Source organism: Streptomyces sp. V4I8 (assembly GCF_041261225.1).
GTDB lineage: Bacteria > Actinomycetota > Actinomycetes > Streptomycetales > Streptomycetaceae > Streptomyces.
The window spans coordinates 5,022,560-5,038,141 of sequence record NZ_JBGCCN010000001.1 but is presented as its reverse complement, the minus strand read 5'-3'; the positions used below and the strand labels follow the sequence as shown (position 1 = coordinate 5,038,141).

At 69.0% G+C, this 15,582-nt stretch carries 12 protein-coding genes and 4 tRNA genes; 7 read left to right on the top strand and 9 right to left on the bottom strand.

What is annotated here, in order from left to right; genetic code table 11:
* Positions 1–32 precede the first annotated feature (32 nt).
* From ABIE67_RS22765 to purM, 3 genes are all read left to right on the top strand, one after another.
* Complete coding sequence (locus ABIE67_RS22765; protein WP_370260391.1) at positions 33–827, top strand: META domain-containing protein; 795 nt, start codon at positions 33–35, stop codon at positions 825–827.
* 61 nt (positions 828–888) lie between these two features.
* Entirely contained in the window at positions 889–2,418 is a 1,530-nt protein-coding gene (gene purF, locus ABIE67_RS22760) for an amidophosphoribosyltransferase (protein WP_370260390.1), read from the top strand.
* A gap of 48 nt (positions 2,419–2,466) precedes the next feature.
* Positions 2,467–3,534 (top strand): phosphoribosylformylglycinamidine cyclo-ligase, encoded by a 1,068-nt coding sequence (gene purM / locus ABIE67_RS22755; protein WP_370260389.1) that lies wholly within the window; start codon positions 2,467–2,469, stop codon positions 3,532–3,534.
* 88 nt (positions 3,535–3,622) lie between these two features.
* Here the strand turns inward: purM and ABIE67_RS22750 are convergent, their stop codons facing one another.
* Together ABIE67_RS22750 and ABIE67_RS22745 are read right to left on the bottom strand one after the other, a co-directional pair.
* Positions 3,623–3,880: a DUF3073 domain-containing protein gene (locus ABIE67_RS22750; protein WP_194044211.1), complete on the bottom strand. Its 258-nt coding sequence runs from the start codon at positions 3,878–3,880 to the stop codon at positions 3,623–3,625.
* 319 nt (positions 3,881–4,199) lie between these two features.
* Positions 4,200–5,288, bottom strand: a complete 1,089-nt coding sequence (locus ABIE67_RS22745) for a Leu/Phe/Val dehydrogenase (RefSeq protein ID WP_370260388.1) — start codon at positions 5,286–5,288, stop codon at positions 4,200–4,202.
* 220 nt (positions 5,289–5,508) lie between these two features.
* Here ABIE67_RS22745 and ABIE67_RS22740 point away from each other — a divergent pair, with 220 nt between their 5' ends.
* Both ABIE67_RS22740 and bldC read left to right on the top strand, forming a co-directional pair.
* Positions 5,509–6,351, top strand: coding sequence for a hypothetical protein (locus ABIE67_RS22740; protein ID WP_370260387.1), 843 nt, complete (start codon positions 5,509–5,511; stop codon positions 6,349–6,351).
* Between the two features lie 578 nt (positions 6,352–6,929).
* On the top strand, positions 6,930–7,136 hold the full coding sequence (bldC, locus tag ABIE67_RS22735; RefSeq protein ID WP_003949541.1) for a developmental transcriptional regulator BldC: 207 nt from the start codon (positions 6,930–6,932) through the stop codon (positions 7,134–7,136).
* A 498-nt stretch (positions 7,137–7,634) separates the two neighbouring features.
* Here the strand turns inward: bldC and ABIE67_RS22730 are convergent, their stop codons facing one another.
* The 7 genes from ABIE67_RS22730 to ABIE67_RS22700 form a co-directional block, all read right to left on the bottom strand.
* Positions 7,635–7,862 carry a DUF6274 family protein gene (locus ABIE67_RS22730; protein WP_370260386.1) on the bottom strand — a complete coding sequence of 76 codons (228 nt, stop codon included), beginning with the start codon at positions 7,860–7,862 and terminating at the stop codon, positions 7,635–7,637.
* Between the two features lie 165 nt (positions 7,863–8,027).
* A tRNA-Asp gene (locus ABIE67_RS22725) sits at positions 8,028–8,102 on the bottom strand.
* 94 nt (positions 8,103–8,196) lie between these two features.
* Complete coding sequence (gene hrpA / locus ABIE67_RS22720; protein ID WP_370260385.1) at positions 8,197–12,141, bottom strand: ATP-dependent RNA helicase HrpA; 3,945 nt, start codon at positions 12,139–12,141, stop codon at positions 8,197–8,199.
* A gap of 235 nt (positions 12,142–12,376) precedes the next feature.
* A tRNA-Phe gene (locus ABIE67_RS22715) sits at positions 12,377–12,450 on the bottom strand.
* Between the two features lie 22 nt (positions 12,451–12,472).
* Positions 12,473–12,547 (bottom strand) — tRNA-Asp (locus ABIE67_RS22710).
* 37 nt (positions 12,548–12,584) lie between these two features.
* Positions 12,585–12,657 (bottom strand) — tRNA-Glu (locus tag ABIE67_RS22705).
* Positions 12,658–12,737: 80 nt separating this feature from the next.
* Positions 12,738–14,306, bottom strand: a complete 1,569-nt coding sequence (locus tag ABIE67_RS22700; RefSeq protein ID WP_370260384.1) for a metallophosphoesterase — start codon at positions 14,304–14,306, stop codon at positions 12,738–12,740.
* 84 nt (positions 14,307–14,390) lie between these two features.
* Between ABIE67_RS22700 and ABIE67_RS22695 the strand changes: the two genes are divergently transcribed.
* Positions 14,391–14,741 (top strand): metallopeptidase family protein, encoded by a 351-nt coding sequence (locus ABIE67_RS22695; protein WP_030049721.1) that lies wholly within the window; start codon positions 14,391–14,393, stop codon positions 14,739–14,741.
* A gap of 109 nt (positions 14,742–14,850) precedes the next feature.
* Positions 14,851–15,390: a hypothetical protein gene (locus ABIE67_RS22690; protein WP_370260382.1), complete on the top strand. Its 540-nt coding sequence runs from the start codon at positions 14,851–14,853 to the stop codon at positions 15,388–15,390.
* Positions 15,391–15,582 lie beyond the last annotated feature (192 nt).

Below are 15,582 nucleotides of genomic sequence, written 5' to 3'. Positions count from 1 at the left end.
AACCAGTCCCGTGTCCCTCCCGTCCCACCGGCATGAACACACTCGGCACCCTCGGCATCGACAAGCAGCGACTGGCCGCCCTCGCAGCGCTGACCCTCCTCCCGCTCGCCGCCGCCTGCGGCAGTGAGGACGCGGGCAGCGAGTCGGTCGCCTCCGGGGCCTCGGCCTCCGTCACCGGCGCCTACTGGGCCGTCGACGACGTCACCGTCGACGGCAAGAAGAGCGCCGCCCCGAGCAACGCCTACCTGCGGATCGCCGACGGCGGCGAGGTCAAGGGCAACCTCGGCTGCAACAACTTCGGCGCCGACGCCGCCTTCGCCGACAGCCACGTCACCTTCGACAAGGTGCGGGCGACCGAGATGGCCTGCGACGACGTCCCCGCGAACTTCGAGCAGACCCTCGCACGCACCCTCGCCGACGGCGCCCTCACCACCGAGGTCGAGGGCGACAAGCTGACCCTCACCACGGCGGACGGCGACCGCGTCGCCCTCACCAAGGAGGAGTCCGCCCCGCTCAAGGGCACGAAGTGGACCATCACCAGCCCGGACAGCGACGGCAAGGCCCACCTCACCTTCGACGAGAAGACCGGACAGGTCAGCGGCAGCCTCGGCTGCAACAAGGTGAAGGCGGACGCGACGGTCCGCGACGGCCGTATCACGCTCGGCACGGCGTCCACCACGCGCATGATGTGCGACACCTCACTCATGAATACGGAGAAGACCCTCCTCGGCCTCTTCGACAGCACGGTGAAGTACGGACTGGATCATCGCACCCTCACGCTGACCAGCGGAAACGGCGAGAGCGTGAACGCGACCGCGGCCGAGTGATCCTTTACGGTCGCGTATCCCCAATTCGGACCAGTGGTCGATCTCGCCTACACTCGGAACCGTGCCACGTGGTGACGGTCGACTCAATCACGATCTACTTCCCGGCGAGAAGGGCCCCCAGGACGCGTGTGGCGTCTTCGGTGTCTGGGCTCCGGGTGAAGAGGTCGCAAAGCTCACGTACTTCGGGCTCTACGCCCTCCAGCATCGGGGCCAGGAATCCGCGGGAATCGCGGTCAGCAACGGCTCCCAGATCCTCGTCTTCAAGGACATGGGCCTGGTCTCCCAGGTCTTCGACGAGACCTCGCTCGGTTCGCTGACCGGCCATATCGCGGTCGGACACGCCCGCTACTCGACCACCGGCGCCTCCGTGTGGGAGAACGCCCAGCCGACCTTCCGCGCCACCGCGCACGGCTCCATCGCGCTCGGCCACAACGGCAACCTGGTCAACACGGCCCAGCTCGCCGAGATGGTCGCCGACCTCCCCAAGCAGGAGGGCGGCCGCACCCCGCGCGTCGCGGCCACCAACGACACCGACCTGCTCACCGCGCTGCTCGCGGCCCAGGTCGACGAGGACGGCAAGCCGCTGACCATCGAGGAGGCCGCCCACCAGGTCCTCCCGCAGGTCAAGGGCGCCTTCTCCCTCGTCTTCATGGACGAGAACACCCTTTACGCCGCCCGCGACCCGCAGGGCATCCGCCCGCTGGTCCTCGGCCGCCTGGAGCGCGGCTGGGTCGCCGCGTCCGAGTCCGCCGCCCTCGACATCTGCGGCGCGAGCTTCGTCCGCGAGATCGAGCCGGGCGAGTTCGTCGCCATCGACGAGAACGGCCTGCGCTCCTCCCGATTCGCGGAAGCGAAGCCCAAGGGCTGTGTCTTCGAATACGTGTACCTGGCCCGCCCGGACACCGACATCGCCGGCCGCAACGTCTACCTCTCCCGCGTGGAGATGGGCCGCAAGCTCGCCAAGGAAGCCCCGGTCGAGGCCGACCTGGTCATAGCGACCCCGGAATCCGGCACCCCGGCGGCGATCGGATACGCGGAGGCCAGCGGCATCCCGTTCGGTGCGGGTCTGGTGAAGAACGCGTACGTCGGACGTACGTTCATCCAGCCCTCGCAGACCATCCGGCAGCTCGGCATCCGCCTGAAGCTGAACCCGCTGAAGGAAGTCATCAAGGGCAAGCGCCTGGTCGTCGTCGACGACTCGATCGTGCGCGGCAACACCCAGCGCGCCCTGGTCCGCATGCTCCGCGAGGCGGGAGCGGCGGAGGTCCACATCCGGATCTCCTCTCCCCCCGTGAAGTGGCCCTGCTTCTTCGGCATCGACTTCGCCACCCGCGCCGAGCTCATCGCCAACGGCATGACGATCGAGGAGATCGGCACCTCGCTGGGCGCCGACTCCCTCTCCTACATCTCCATCGACGGCATGATCGAGGCGACCACCATCGCCAAGCCGAACCTCTGCCGCGCCTGCTTCGACGGCGAGTACCCGATGGAGCTCCCCGACCCCGAGCTGCTCGGCAAGCAGCTCCTGGAGACGGAGCTGGCCGCCGGCCCGGCCGCCACGGCCGCCGCCGACGCGATCCGCCGCCCGTAGTAGCGGGCCCGTCACACCTGCCGTACGACACGAAGGTTCTCTACTGCCATGTCTGAGACAACTGGTGCCAGCTACGCAGCCGCGGGCGTCGACATCGAAGCGGGCGACCGCGCGGTCGAGCTGATGAAGGAGTGGGTGAAGAAGACCCAGCGCCCCGAGGTCCTCGGCGGCCTCGGCGGTTTCGCCGGCCTCTTCGACGCCTCCGCCCTCAAGCGCTACGAGCGTCCCCTCCTCGCCTCCGCCACCGACGGTGTCGGCACCAAGGTCGACGTCGCCCGCCAGCTGGGCGTCTACGACACCATCGGCCACGACCTGGTCGCCATGGTCATGGACGACATCGTGGTGTGCGGCGCCGAGCCGCTGTTCATGACCGACTACATCTGTGTCGGCAAGGTCCACCCCGAGCGTGTCGCCGCCATCGTGAAGGGCATCGCCGAGGGCTGTGTGCTCGCCGGCTGCGCCCTGGTCGGCGGCGAGACCGCCGAGCACCCCGGCCTGCTGGGCGAGGACGACTTCGACGTCGCCGGCGCCGGAACGGGTGTCGTGGAGGCCGACCGGCTGCTGGGCCCGGATCGCATCCGTAAGGGTGACGCGGTGATCGCCATGGCGTCATCCGGGCTTCACTCGAACGGGTACTCGCTGGTCCGCCACGTCCTGCTGAACCAGGCCGGCCTCGCCCTGGACACCCGGATCGACGAGCTCGGCCGCACCCTCGGCGAGGAGCTGCTGGAGCCGACGAAGATCTACTCGCTGGACTGTCTGGCCCTCACCCGCACCACGGACGTACACGCGTACAGCCATGTCACGGGTGGCGGTCTGGCCGCCAACCTGGCCCGGGTGATCCCGGACGACCTGCACGCGATCGTCGACCGCACCACCTGGACCCCGGCCCCGATCTTCGACCTCGTCGGCAAGACGGGCCAGGTCGAGCGCCTGGAGCTGGAGAAGACCCTGAACATGGGCGTCGGCATGATCGCGATCGTGCCGGAGGAGTCCACGGACGCGGCCCTGGAGACACTGGCCGACCGCGGGGTCGACGCATGGGTCGCCGGCGAGATCACGGACCGCGGCGACCACGCCTCGGGTGCCGAGCTGGTCGGTACGTACTCACGTTGACCGCTCCGCGGGCCGAGGCCTGCGGAGGCAGTGCAAAACCCGGTCTGGCGGAGAACCGCTCAGGACCGGGTCAGGCACTGCTGGACAGTCAAGCGCCGCGGCGTTGTTGCGACGTGGGACCGGACTCGTCGTCCTCGTCATCCTCATCGTCGTCGTTGTAGAGATCCGCGTACTGGGCGTACGGGTCGTCTTCTTCGTCGTCCTCGAACGGCTCGCCGTTCGGCGGCTGGCTCGAAGTCGAAGCGCCCAGCTCGTTGGCCAGACGCGACAGGTCAGTCCCGCCGCTGTTGTACTTCAGCTGGCGGGCGACCTTCGTCTGCTTGGCCTTGGCCCGGCCGCGCCCCATGGCTCGACCCCCTCGGTGACGGGGCTCGACGGCCCCAGAGTCTTGACACGCGTTCATGATCTGGAACGGGCTCTCCTCGGAGAGACCGGTCCGTAGGGCTTCCACGGTACCTGAGCCCGCGCCCATACGGTACGTCGCCCGCAGCACGCGCGTGTGCACAGGACCTTCGAGGCGCCCCGTCCTCGCTGGTCAACCGCGATTTTAACCACTTATCGGCGGTCGACCCGCCGGTAGAAGTGAGAGTTCTCTCCAACTGCCCACCGGCGGGTACCGGCCAAACCCCTGTTTGGGGTGATCTTCGGCCGGACATAGCGCCGGATCAGTGCGCTCCGCGTGCCTCCGCCATCCGCTGCTCGGCGATCCGGTCGGCCGCGGCGGCCGGCGGAATCCCGTCCGTCTTCGCACGTGCGAATATGGCCAGCGTGGTGTCGTAGATCTTCGCGGCCTTCGCCTTGCACCGCTCGAAGTCGAAGCCGTGCAGCTCGTCGGCGACCTGGATGACACCGCCGGCGTTCACCACGTAGTCGGGCGCGTAGAGGATCCCGCGGTCGGCGAGGTCCTTCTCGACGCCCGGATGGGCGAGCTGGTTGTTGGCGGCGCCGCACACCACCTCGGCGGTCAGCACCGGCACGGTGTCGTCGTTCAGGGCGCCACCGAGCGCGCACGGGGCGTAGATGTCGAGGTTCTCGACCCGGATCAGGGTCGCGGTGTCGGCGACGGCCTGTACGCCCGTCGGGTGCGCGGCGAGGATCCGCCCCACGGCCTCCTCGCGCACGTCCGTGATGACGACCTCGGCGCCCTCCGCCCGCAGGTGGTCCACCAGGTGGTGGCCGACCTTGCCGACGCCCGCGATACCGACCGTGCGGCCGCGCAGCGACGGGTCGCCCCATTGGTGCTGGGCCGAGGCGCGCATGCCCTGGTAGACGCCGAAGGCGGTGAGCACGGAGGAGTCGCCCGCGCCGCCGTTCTGCGGCGAGCGCCCGGTGGTCCAGCGGCACTCGCGCGCCACGACGTCCATGTCGGCGACATACGTACCGACGTCGCACGCGGTGACGTAGCGGCCGCCCAGCGAGGCCACGAACCGGCCGTACGCGAGCAGCAGCTCCTCGGTCTTGATCTTCTCCGGGTCCCCGATGATCACGGCCTTGCCGCCGCCGTGATCGAGACCGGCCATGGCGTTCTTGTACGACATCCCGCGCGCGAGGTTCAGCGCGTCGGCGACGGCCTCGTCCTCGGTCGCGTACGGGTAGAAGCGCGTGCCGCCGAGGGCGGGGCCCAGGGCGGTGGAGTGGATGGCGATGACGGCCTTGAGGCCGCTGGCGCGGTCCTGGCAGAGCACGACTTGCTCATGTCCCCCCTGCTCCGAGTGGAACAGGGTGCGCAGGACGCCGTGTGTTACGTCGGTCACTGTGGTGACTCCTGAGTACTGGCGGCGATTGGAGCGAGCTCCCGTACGGGTGGCGGGGGCTGTGAGCATGAGATTAGACCCGTCGGCACCCGTCCATCCCGCAGTGCTCAGGATCACCTACTCGCGGAGTACAGCCGTGCGACGATTTGCATAGTTTTCCCGCACGTTTGTGAGCGGGTTCCGCGCGTTTTCCTGGCAGACGGCGGGGGAGAGAGCAGGCGTGCCCAAGGTGTCCTCGGTGATCGTCCCGTACGCGACCTATCTGCGCGTCTACGAGCCACTGGCCGCCTTCCCGGAACCGGAGCGCGACCACTGGGCCCGTTACGCCCGCCGCGACGACCGTCCGTCGTATCAGGACGAACTTCGCCGCTCCCTGGCCGACTTGCTGCCCACCCCGCCCATCCCGGTGCCGGTCCAGGAGAGCGGGGACGCCTTCGTGCTGGAGGTCGAGGGGGTGCTGTGCGTGTGCCCCTGGCGCACCCGGCTGCGCGGCTGGCTGGCGCTCGGGGAGCTGGGCGACGAACTGCCGAAGCCGGTCCTGGACGCGGTCCTGCCGGAGGTCGTACGGCAGCAGGCGGCCCAGGACTACGAGCGCTGGCTGGCCCGCAACCCGGACGCCCGGCCGTGGATCCGTACCTCGACCTGGCAGGTGCCGCTGCACTGGTTCGTGCTGGTGTCGGACGAGGAGCGGCGGTTCGACAAGGGCTCGGGCGAGATTCCCCCGATGCTGCGCTACCGGACGCCCATGGTGGAGGCGCGACGGCGCGTGGCGCGGGCCCTGAGGACGCTGAAGGACGCCATCGACGAGGGGCCGCTCATCGACGGCCTGCTGGACGTCGGGCGCTGGCTGGAGGAGTTCCACCCGCGCTCACTGGTCGAGCTGGACTACGGCGGCCTGGTGCACACCCTGCCCGCCGGCGAGCTGGAGGACGACCACTCGGCCGCCGATGTGACCCACGGCATCGACGCGCTGCGGCGCGGCGACGGGGCGGCCGCCGGGGAGGCTTACGGGCGGCTCGTGGAGCGGTGGCGGTCGGTGCGGGACCGGCGGTCGGCCAACTGAGCCCACCGGCTGAACCGTCGGCTGAGCCCGACGATGTGACCTGACGCACTGTGTGACGTAACGAACAGGCGTTTGACGAGACGCCCGATTTGGGGTTTCGTGCTCGCTCTGAGGTTCCTGATGTCTCGTCAACAAGGGACGTAGGTCTCGATACGGGCGCATGCATCAACCATGCTGCAACGCGCGTAAGCGTGACGGACCGCACGTACGCGGCCCTTGCGCCCCCAACCCCCCCTCGTGCCAAAATAGGACAAGGAGTCCGGGGAGGACTTCATCTCGACATTGCACGCTTTGGGGGGTCTTGGGACTCCTGCACGCCACTGTGACTGATCGTCACAGTGGCGTGACTGTCCGCTATGGCATGGTCCATCGGCTTCCGTCGCTGATGAACACCTGGGAGGGCAATTCCATCGGTTTGGCCGACGCGGCTGGACAGATGGTGTAGTTGTAGTGCCGAGGACAAGCCGTTCGTCCTATAACCGACTCGACTCGCGTCCGCCATTTCGGGCAACGCGGGTCAAGGTGCAGAATTTAGAGGAAAGAACCGAGAAGGTTCGGTTCTCCCGAGGAGGCCGCTCATGACCGCTCGCACCCCTGATGCCGAGCCGCTGCTGACCCCGGCTGAGGTCGCCACCATGTTCCGTGTCGACCCCAAGACGGTCACGCGGTGGGCGAAGGCCGGGAAGCTTACTTCCATCCGTACGCTCGGCGGACACCGCCGCTACCGCGAGGCTGAGGTCCGCGCACTGCTCGCGGGCATCCCGCAGCAGCGCAGCGAGGCCTGAACAACTTCATAACCGGGCAAAACGGCAGTTCCCCCAACTCCCCCGTGGCGCCCGAACCCTAGCTCCGAGCGACGCGGGTTCTGCCCCAACAGAGCCCACGCCCGAGCCGTCAGAGCTCTTCAGGCACGCAACATGGGTGCGTCGTGGATCGCGCTGGACTCCGCCGAGTCCAGCGCGATCTTTTTGTGCGCGGGATGTGTGCCGGCCGGCGGTCCTGTGGGCGGCCTTGTCGGAGTCTGGGGAGGGGTGTCGGATCTCCTGTGGACCCGCCCTGGGGGGGCGTCACCGAGTGTGCGCCGGAGGATCCCTAGAAGCTGGTGCAATTGCACATATTAAATTGACCAGTTGTAGGCAGGGTGTAAGTACCGCGCTTCCGGAAACTCATGCGGTGACACCCGTCACATGGCGCGGTGCTTGTTGCCTCTGTCCTATGTGCGCTAAAGGGAGGTCTCGCCTCCAGTGCCCCATGGGCGGACGGGAGTTGACGTCGGTGCCGGGTCACGCTGTGGACGCGGCTTCGCCGTCGGTGACCTCGTCCGGGGCCGGGGCCGGGCCCGGAGCCGGGCCCGGGGTCGCCTGGGGGGCGCTGCGCGGGGCGGAGTCCATCGCCAGCCGCAACAGGCGGTGGCAGATCGGGCAGTGCCGGGTGAGATGTCGATAGGAGGAGGCGGCCGACAGGTGCGCGCGGAGCAACGCCCGCGTCTCGTGCCTGGCCGATGCCGCCATACGCCACCTCCATGAGGGCCACGCCGGGAAGGTCCCTGACTTCTGGGTACCGAGCGAATGTGACGCCGTCAAGGTGGCGAGGGGGAGCGGGACGGCATCGGGAGGCGGCCCCGGACATGCGTAAGGCCCGCCACCCTGTACCGGGCGCGGGCCTTACTTTCACTGCGGTCCTGACGGGATTTGAACCCGCGGCCTCCACCTTGACAGGGTGGCGAGCACTCCAAACTGCTCCACAGGACCAGGTTTCGCTGCGCTATTTGTGCGTTGCGCTGCGAGAAGAGACTGTACAGGAGGGCGAGCCCCCTGGTCGAACTCACCCAGCGTACACGCCCCGTTACGGCGCCAGCGTGTCGATCGTCTTCACGATCCGCTTGTCGGAGATCGGGTACGCCGTGCCCAGCGCGTGCGCGAAATAGCTGACGCGGAGCTCCTCCAGCATCCAGCGGACGTCCAGCACCTGCTGCGGCACCGGGCGGCCCTGCGGCATCTGCTCAAGGAGCCAGGCGTACTCGTCCTGCATCTCGTGCACCTTCTCCATGCGGGTCGTGTCCCGCTGGACGTTCGTCGGCATCTGCTGGAGCCGGCGGTCCACCGCGATCAGGTAGCGCATCAGGTCGGGCAGGCGTCGCAGTCCCGCCGTCGTCACGAAACCGGGCCTCACAAGGGCGTCCAGCTGCTTGCGCACGTCCGTGAGGTTTGCCAGTAGGGCAGGGCTGCGCACGGCCTTCAGGCGGCGCTCAGCGGCCTGCCAGGCGGCGAGGACCTGCTGCACCTGGCCCACCGTACGGACCGTCGTGTCGACGATCTCGGCGCGCACCTTGTCGTACAGCTTCCGGTACGACTCCTCGTCCCACGCCGGGCCGCCGAAGTCACCGATCAGCTTGTCCGCCGCCGCCATCGCGCAGTCGTCGAACAGGGCCTGGATCGAACCGTGCGGGTTCGCCGACAGCGCCAGCTTCTGCGGGTTGGTCAGCTTCTCGGACGCGAACTTCGCAGGGCTGACCGGGATGTTACGGAGGATCAGACGGCGCGTGCCCTTCCACATCGCCTGCTGCTGCTCCGCCTCCGTGTCGAAGAGACGTACGGAGACCGTGTCGCCGTCGTCCACCAGCGCCGGGTACGCCTTCACCGGCTGGCCGGCGCGGCGGGTCTCGAAGACCCGGGTCAGCGCGCCGACCGTCCAGTCGGTCAGGCCCGCGCGCTCCAGGGACTCGCCGCCCTGGCGGGACGCGGTGGCCGCGGCGGCCTGTGACAGAGCCTTCTGCGCCTTCGGCTTCAGCCGCAGCTTCAGCGTCTCCAGATCCTTGTCCTCCGCCAGCTTGCGGCGCCGTTCGTCGACGATCCGGAAGGTGATGCGCAGATGGTCCGGGACCTTCGACCAGTCGAAGTCGTCGGCGGTGAAGGGGACCCCGACCATACGCTTCAGTTCGCGGGCCATGGTGACCGTGAGCGGTTCCTGCAACGGCACCGCCGCGTCCAGGAACCGCTTCGCGAAGTTCGGCGCCGGCACGTAGTGGCGGCGGATCGGCTTGGGGAGGGAACGGATCAGCTCCGTCACCAGCTCCTCGCGCAGGCCCGGGATCTGCCAGTCGAAGCCCTCGTCCGTGACCTGGTTGAGCACCTGGAGCGGGACATGGACCGTCACACCGTCCGCGTCCGCACCCGGCTCGAACTGGTACGTCACCCGGAACTTCAGCGCGCCCTGCCGCCACGTGTCCGGATAGTCCGCCTTGGTGACCGCCTCGGCCGACTCCCGGATGAGCATCTCGCGCTCGAAGTCCAGGAAGTCCGGCTGCTCGTGCCGCTTGCGCTTCCACCAGGAGTCGAAGTGAGCCCCGGAGACGACGTGCTCCGGGACCTTCTCGTCGTAGAAGTCGAACAGCGTCTCGTCATCGACCACGATGTCCCGGCGCCGGGCCCGGTGCTCCAACTCCTCGACCTCGCTGAGGAGTCTGCGGTTGTCGGCGAAGAACTTGTGGTGCGTGCGCCAGTCGCCCTCCACCAGGGCGTTGCGGATGAACAGCTCGCGGCTGACCTCCGGGTCGATCCGGCCGTAGCTCACCTTGCGCTGGGCGATGATCGGGACGCCGTACAGCGTGACCTTCTCGTACGCCATCACCGCCGCCTGGTCCTTCTCCCAGTGCGGTTCGCTGTACGTCCGCTTCAGCAGGTGCTCGGCGAGCGGCTCGACCCACTCCGGCTCGATCTTCGCGTTGACCCGGGCCCACAGGCGGGAGGTCTCGACGAGTTCGGCGGACATCACGAAGCGCGGGGGCTTCTTGAAGAGGGCAGAGCCGGGAAAGACCGCGAACTTGGCGCTGCGGGCGCCCAGGTACTCGTTCTTCGCGCCGTCCTTCACATCCTTCATGCCGATGTGAGAGAGGAGGCCGGCGAGGAGGGAGAGGTGGATGCGGTCGCCGGGAGCGTCCTCCTCGTTGACATGGATGCCCATCTGCTTGGCGACCGTACGCAGCTGCGTGTAGATGTCCTGCCATTCGCGGATGCGCAGGAAGTTCAGATACTCCTGCTTGCACATCCGGCGGAACGACGACGAGCCGCGCTCGCGCTGCTGCTCACGGACGTAACGCCACAGGTTCAGATACGCGAGGAAATCGCTCGTCTCGTCCTTGAAGCGGGCGTGCTGCTGGTCGGCCTGGGCCTGCTTGTCGGCCGGGCGCTCGCGCGGATCCTGGATGGAGAGCGCGGCCGCTATGACCATGACCTCGCGGACACAGCCGTTCTTGTCGGCCTCCAGGACCATCCGCGCCAGGCGCGGGTCGACGGGCAGCTGGGCGAGCTTGCGACCCGTCTCGGTGAGCCGCTTGCGCGGGTCCTTCTGCGCCGGATCGAGAGCGTTGAGCTCCTGGAGCAGCTGGACGCCGTCGCGGATGTTGCGGTGGTCCGGCGGGTCGATGAACGGGAACTTTTCGATGTCGCCGAGGCCGGCCGCGGTCATCTGCAGGATGACGGACGCGAGGTTCGTACGGAGGATCTCCGCGTCGGTGAACTCCGGCCGGGCGACGAAGTCGTCCTCGCTGTACAGCCGGATGCAGATACCGTCGCTGGTCCGCCCGCAGCGGCCCTTGCGCTGGTTGGCGCTGGCCTGGGAGACCGGCTCGATGGGCAGCCGCTGCACCTTCGTGCGATGGCTGTACCGGCTGATCCGGGCGAAACCGGGGTCGATGACGTACTTGATGCCGGGGACCGTCAGCGACGTCTCCGCGACGTTGGTCGCCAGAACGATCCTGCGGCCGGTGTGGGGCTGGAAGACGCGGTGCTGCTCGGCGTGGGAGAGGCGGGCGTAGAGCGGCAGGATCTCGGTGAAGCGGTACTGCTTCTTGGTGAGCGCGTCGGCCGTGTCCCGGATCTCCCGCTCGCCGGAGAGAAAGACGAGGATGTCGCCCTTCCCTTCACCCTGGAGCTCCTCGACCGCATCGCAGATCGCGGTGATCTGGTCGCGGTCCGCGTCCTCGGAGTCCTCTTCGAGGAGGGGTCGGTAGCGCACCTCCACCGGGTAGGTCCGCCCGCTGACCTCGATGATCGGGGCGTCCCCGAAATGCCGGGAGAAGCGCTCGGGGTCGATCGTCGCCGAGGTGATGACGACCTTGAGGTCGGGCCGCTTCGGCAGCAGCTGCGCCAGATAGCCCAACAGGAAGTCGATGTTGAGGGACCGCTCGTGGGCCTCGTCGATGATGATCGTGTCGTAGGCGCGCAGCTCGCGGTCGGTCTGGATCTCGGCGAGCAGGATGCCGTCGGTCATCAGCTTGATGAAGGTGGCGTCGGGATTCACCTGATCGGTGAACCGCACCTTCCAGCCGACGGACTCCCCGAGCGGCGTGTCGAGCTCCTCCGCCACCCGCTCCGCGACCGTGCGCGCCGCGATACGGCGGGGCTGCGTGTGCCCGATCATGCCGCGCACACCACGCCCGAGCTCAAGACAGATCTTCGGGATCTGCGTGGTCTTCCCGGACCCGGTCTCACCGGCGACGATCACGACCTGGTGATCACGGATCGCGTCCGCGATGTCGCTCTTCTTCTGGCTGACCGGCAGCTGCTCGGGATACGTGACGGCGGGCACAAGGGTGCGCCGCGTGGCGATACGCTCCTCGCCCTTGGCGATCTCCGCCTCGATCTCGGCCAGCACGGCGGCCCGCGCCTCCGGCTTACGGATCTTGCGCGCACCTTCGAGCCGCCGCCCGAGCCGCTGCGCATCACGCAGGGACAACTCGGTCAGACGGGGGGCGAGGGCGCCGAGGGCGGAGGCAGGGTGCGTAGACATACGCGATCCAGGATCTCATCCCGCCGAAATCGATGGCGAACGCTTTTGCCTCCGGCGGTGGGGCGAGGGGCCTGCGGTGGCCGACGCGGCTGGTGGGGCCGGCGTCTGAGGGCCGTCACCCAGTCGCAGGGCGGGAGGGCGTCCCGGTAGCGGACGCGGTCGCTCGTATGCGGCACGATGCTCGCCGAGGCCGGCATACAACAAGGCCCCGATCCGAAGATCGGGGCCTTTGCTGTGGCTGGGGCCGGGGTCGAACCGGCGACCTATCGCTTTTCAGGCGATCGCTCGTACCAACTGAGCTACCCAGCCGCGAGGCTTCGAGAAGCCTCAGCGGTCCTGACGGGATTTGAACCCGCGGCCTCCACCTTGACAGGGTGGCGAGCACTCCAAACTGCTCCACAGGACCAAGCGTTGTGTACGACAGTGTCGCACACGGTGTTACGTGCCCCCAACGGGATTCGAACCCGTGCTACCGCCTTGAAAGGGCGGCGTCCTAGGCCGCTAGACGATGAGGGCTATCGGCCCGCCTGGGCGCTTCTCAGCGCGTCGGGGACGTGAGAAGCATATGGGATGGCGGGAGGTATCGCCAAAACGGTTTACGGGGTGGGGGTGGGGGACGTGGCGGTGGGGTCGGGGGCGGGGCCGCCCGGCTGGTTCTCTTCGACCAGGTGGCGCCTCACCTCCGCCGTCGTCAGGCCCAGGCCGCCGAGTTCGATCTCGTCCCAGGCCTGGAGGCGTCGGGTGTCGCGGTCGAAGTAGAGGATCGAGGTCTGGATGGGGTCGGGGTGTTTGCCCTCGATCGCGCGCAGGCCGCTGCCGCCGGTCGAGCCCTCCACGCGGAGGCGGGTGCCGTAGGGCAGGAGTTCCATCTCCTGGTGGTGGATGTGGCCGGCCAGGGCCAGCGGGACCTCGCCGTCGGTCTGGCGGGCCGCCACCGGTTCGTGGGCGATGGCCACGTCCACGGGGGCGCCGGGGGTCTTCTGGTCGCGGAGGGCCGTGGCGAGGCGGGCGCCCGCCAGTTCGTTCGCGGCGTCGCCGCCGGGGATCTGGGAGCGGTCGGGGGTGAACTGGGGGTCGCCGATGCCGGCGAAGCGCAGGCCGGCGATGGTCTGTGCCTTGCCGTCGTCCAGGACGTGGACGTTCTTCAGCTTCTCCAGGTAGCGCTGGGTCACCTGGGAGTCGTGGTTGCCGCGGACCCAGACGTAGGGGGCGCCGAGGTCCTCGATGGGGTCCAGGAAGCCGTTCTCGGCGGCGGTGCCGTGGTCCATGGTGTCGCCGGAGTCGACGATCACGTCGACCTTGTACTGGTCCACGAGCGAGCCGATGATCTTCCAGCTCGCCGGGTTGAGGTGGATGTCGGAGACGTGCAGGACGCGGATGGTGGTGGGGTCCGGCGCGTAGGCGGGGAGCGTGGAGGTGGCGTCGTAGAGCTTGGTCACGTTGGTGACCAGGCGGGCCAACTCCTTTTGGTAGACGTCGAATTCGGTGACGATGCTGCGCGCGTTGCCGACCAGGGACGGGGCGGAGGAGAGCAGGCCCGAGAACTTCGGTTCCAGGACGGATTCGGGGTTCCAGGTGGCGTATGCCGTGCCGCCCGAGGCCGCCAGGAGGGTGAGGGCGAGGCCGCCGGCCGCGAGGGCTCGGCGGGGGCGGCGGTAGACCGCCAGGCCGAGTGCCGTGGCGCCGGTGACGACGGCGACGCAGCTGCGTACGGCGAGGTCGCGGGTGCCGTGGGTGACGTCCTGGGCGACCTCGTCCTGGAGGCCGGAGAGGCGTTCGGGGTGGTCGACGAGGGCCTGGGCGCGGACGGGGTCGAGCTGGTCGACGTTGACGTCGAGGCGGACGGGGGCGGTGTGGCTGTCCAGTTGGAGGGCGCCGAGGGGGGAGACGTTGATCTTCGTGCCGCCGGTGACGGAGGGGCGCAGGGTCATCGTCGTGTTCATGGGGCCGACCGGGACGCGTACGTTGCCGACGATCAGCAGGCCGAGCCAGGTGCCGATGAGGACGACGGTGACCAGGCCGAGGGCGCGTGTCCAGGGGTGGGGCTGGGTGACGAGTTCGGGTGCGGGGCTCGGGCGGCGGGTGGCGTAGCGGTGGGCGAGGGCGCGGGAGGCCCTGGGGAGGTGACCGAGGGCCTTGGTGACGGCGGCGGGGACGCGGGCCATTGGTCCCGTATGCCCAGGGGCGGAAGTGGATATGCGGGGCCGTTGGCGGCTCCTTATGGCGGTGTGGTGCCCGACAATGGGCCTGTGCTGGAGATGACGCGCGAGGAGTTCGAGGAACTGGTCGCCGAGGCGCTGGACCGGATTCCGCCGGAGTTGACGCGGCTGATGGACAACGTCGCGGTGTTCGTCGAGGACGAACCACCGGCGGAGGATCCCCAGCTGCTGGGGTTGTACGAGGGGACGCCGCTGACCGAGCGCGGGGAGTGGTACGCCGGGGTGCTGCCGGATCGGATCACGATCTACCGGGGGCCGACGCTGCGGATGTGCGAGTCGCGGGAGGAGGTCGTCGAGGAGACCGAGGTGACGGTGGTGCATGAGATCGCGCATCACTTCGGGATCGACGATGCGCGGTTGCATGCCCTCGGGTACGGGTGAGCGTGCCTCTGTGCCGCGTGGTGTGCGGCTTGTGCGGGGCGCGTGTCCTCTTGTGGGCGGCGGGAGTTGGGCAGGTTGACTTCTTCGTCCGCCCCTGGAGGTGGCTCCCGTGCGCCCCTTGTACGTACCTGTCCGTCTGGCCGCCACGGTGATGGCCGTCGCCGCTGCCGCCGGCTGTATGAGTGTGGGTGACGACGGGGGTGGCGGAAGCGCGAAGCCGTCGCACTCGGCGGGGCAGCGGGGCGGTGAGGAACCCGACGGCGGGTCGGCGGTCTCCGGTGGCGGGTCCGGGTACGGGGCGCACGCGGATGACGCCAAGCGGGAGAAGGTGAAGAAGGGCAGGAAGAAGGGCAAGGGCAAGGGCGCGGAGCCGGCGTCTCCCTCCGCCTCGCCGTCCGCCGCGGTGAGCGCCTCCGTGCCGGCGGGGGGTGGGCCGGTGAAGCCGGGGGCGACTGAGAAGCCGGGGCCTACGCGGACTGTCGAGCCGACGCCCACGCGGACGCCGGATCCGGAGCCGACGCCGACCGAGCAGCCGACGTCCGCCGCGCCGACGCCCACGGTGGCCGAGCCGTCGTCGTCGGCGCACGAGGAGACGGGGCCGCAGCTGGCCCAGCGGGAGCCGGCGCCGGCTGCGGGGTCACCGGCGTGAGGTGAGGCCGGGCGGGGGCGAGGGGGTGGTGGCGAGTGACGTTGCCTACACGGGTGACGGTCGGTTTGCCTTGGGGGGCTTGGGGTGCGTATGGTGGTAGATCGTTTGATCCCATTTGCCCGGCGCCACTGCAGAGCGCGCCGTGTGGCGCGTACTCTCCCTTGCCGTGGCTGACCGCATTGAGGCGGTCGT

What these genes read in the sequence shown, in the direction of transcription:
- hrpA (WP_370260385.1), bottom strand. Translation starts at nt 12,141, where the DNA reads ATGTCTACGCACCCTGCCTCCGCCCTCGGCGCCCTCGCCCCCCGTCTG.
- bldC (WP_003949541.1), top strand. Translation starts at nt 6,930, where the DNA reads ATGACCGCTCGCACCCCTGATGCCGAGCCGCTGCTGACCCCGGCTGAG.
- purM (WP_370260389.1), top strand. Translation starts at nt 2,467, where the DNA reads ATGTCTGAGACAACTGGTGCCAGCTACGCAGCCGCGGGCGTCGACATC.
- ABIE67_RS22750 (WP_194044211.1), bottom strand. Translation starts at nt 3,880, where the DNA reads ATGGGGCGCGGCCGGGCCAAGGCCAAGCAGACGAAGGTCGCCCGCCAG.
- ABIE67_RS22730 (WP_370260386.1), bottom strand. Translation starts at nt 7,862, where the DNA reads ATGGCGGCATCGGCCAGGCACGAGACGCGGGCGTTGCTCCGCGCGCAC.
- ABIE67_RS22765 (WP_370260391.1), top strand. Translation starts at nt 33, where the DNA reads ATGAACACACTCGGCACCCTCGGCATCGACAAGCAGCGACTGGCCGCC.
- ABIE67_RS22700 (WP_370260384.1), bottom strand. Translation starts at nt 14,306, where the DNA reads ATGGCCCGCGTCCCCGCCGCCGTCACCAAGGCCCTCGGTCACCTCCCC.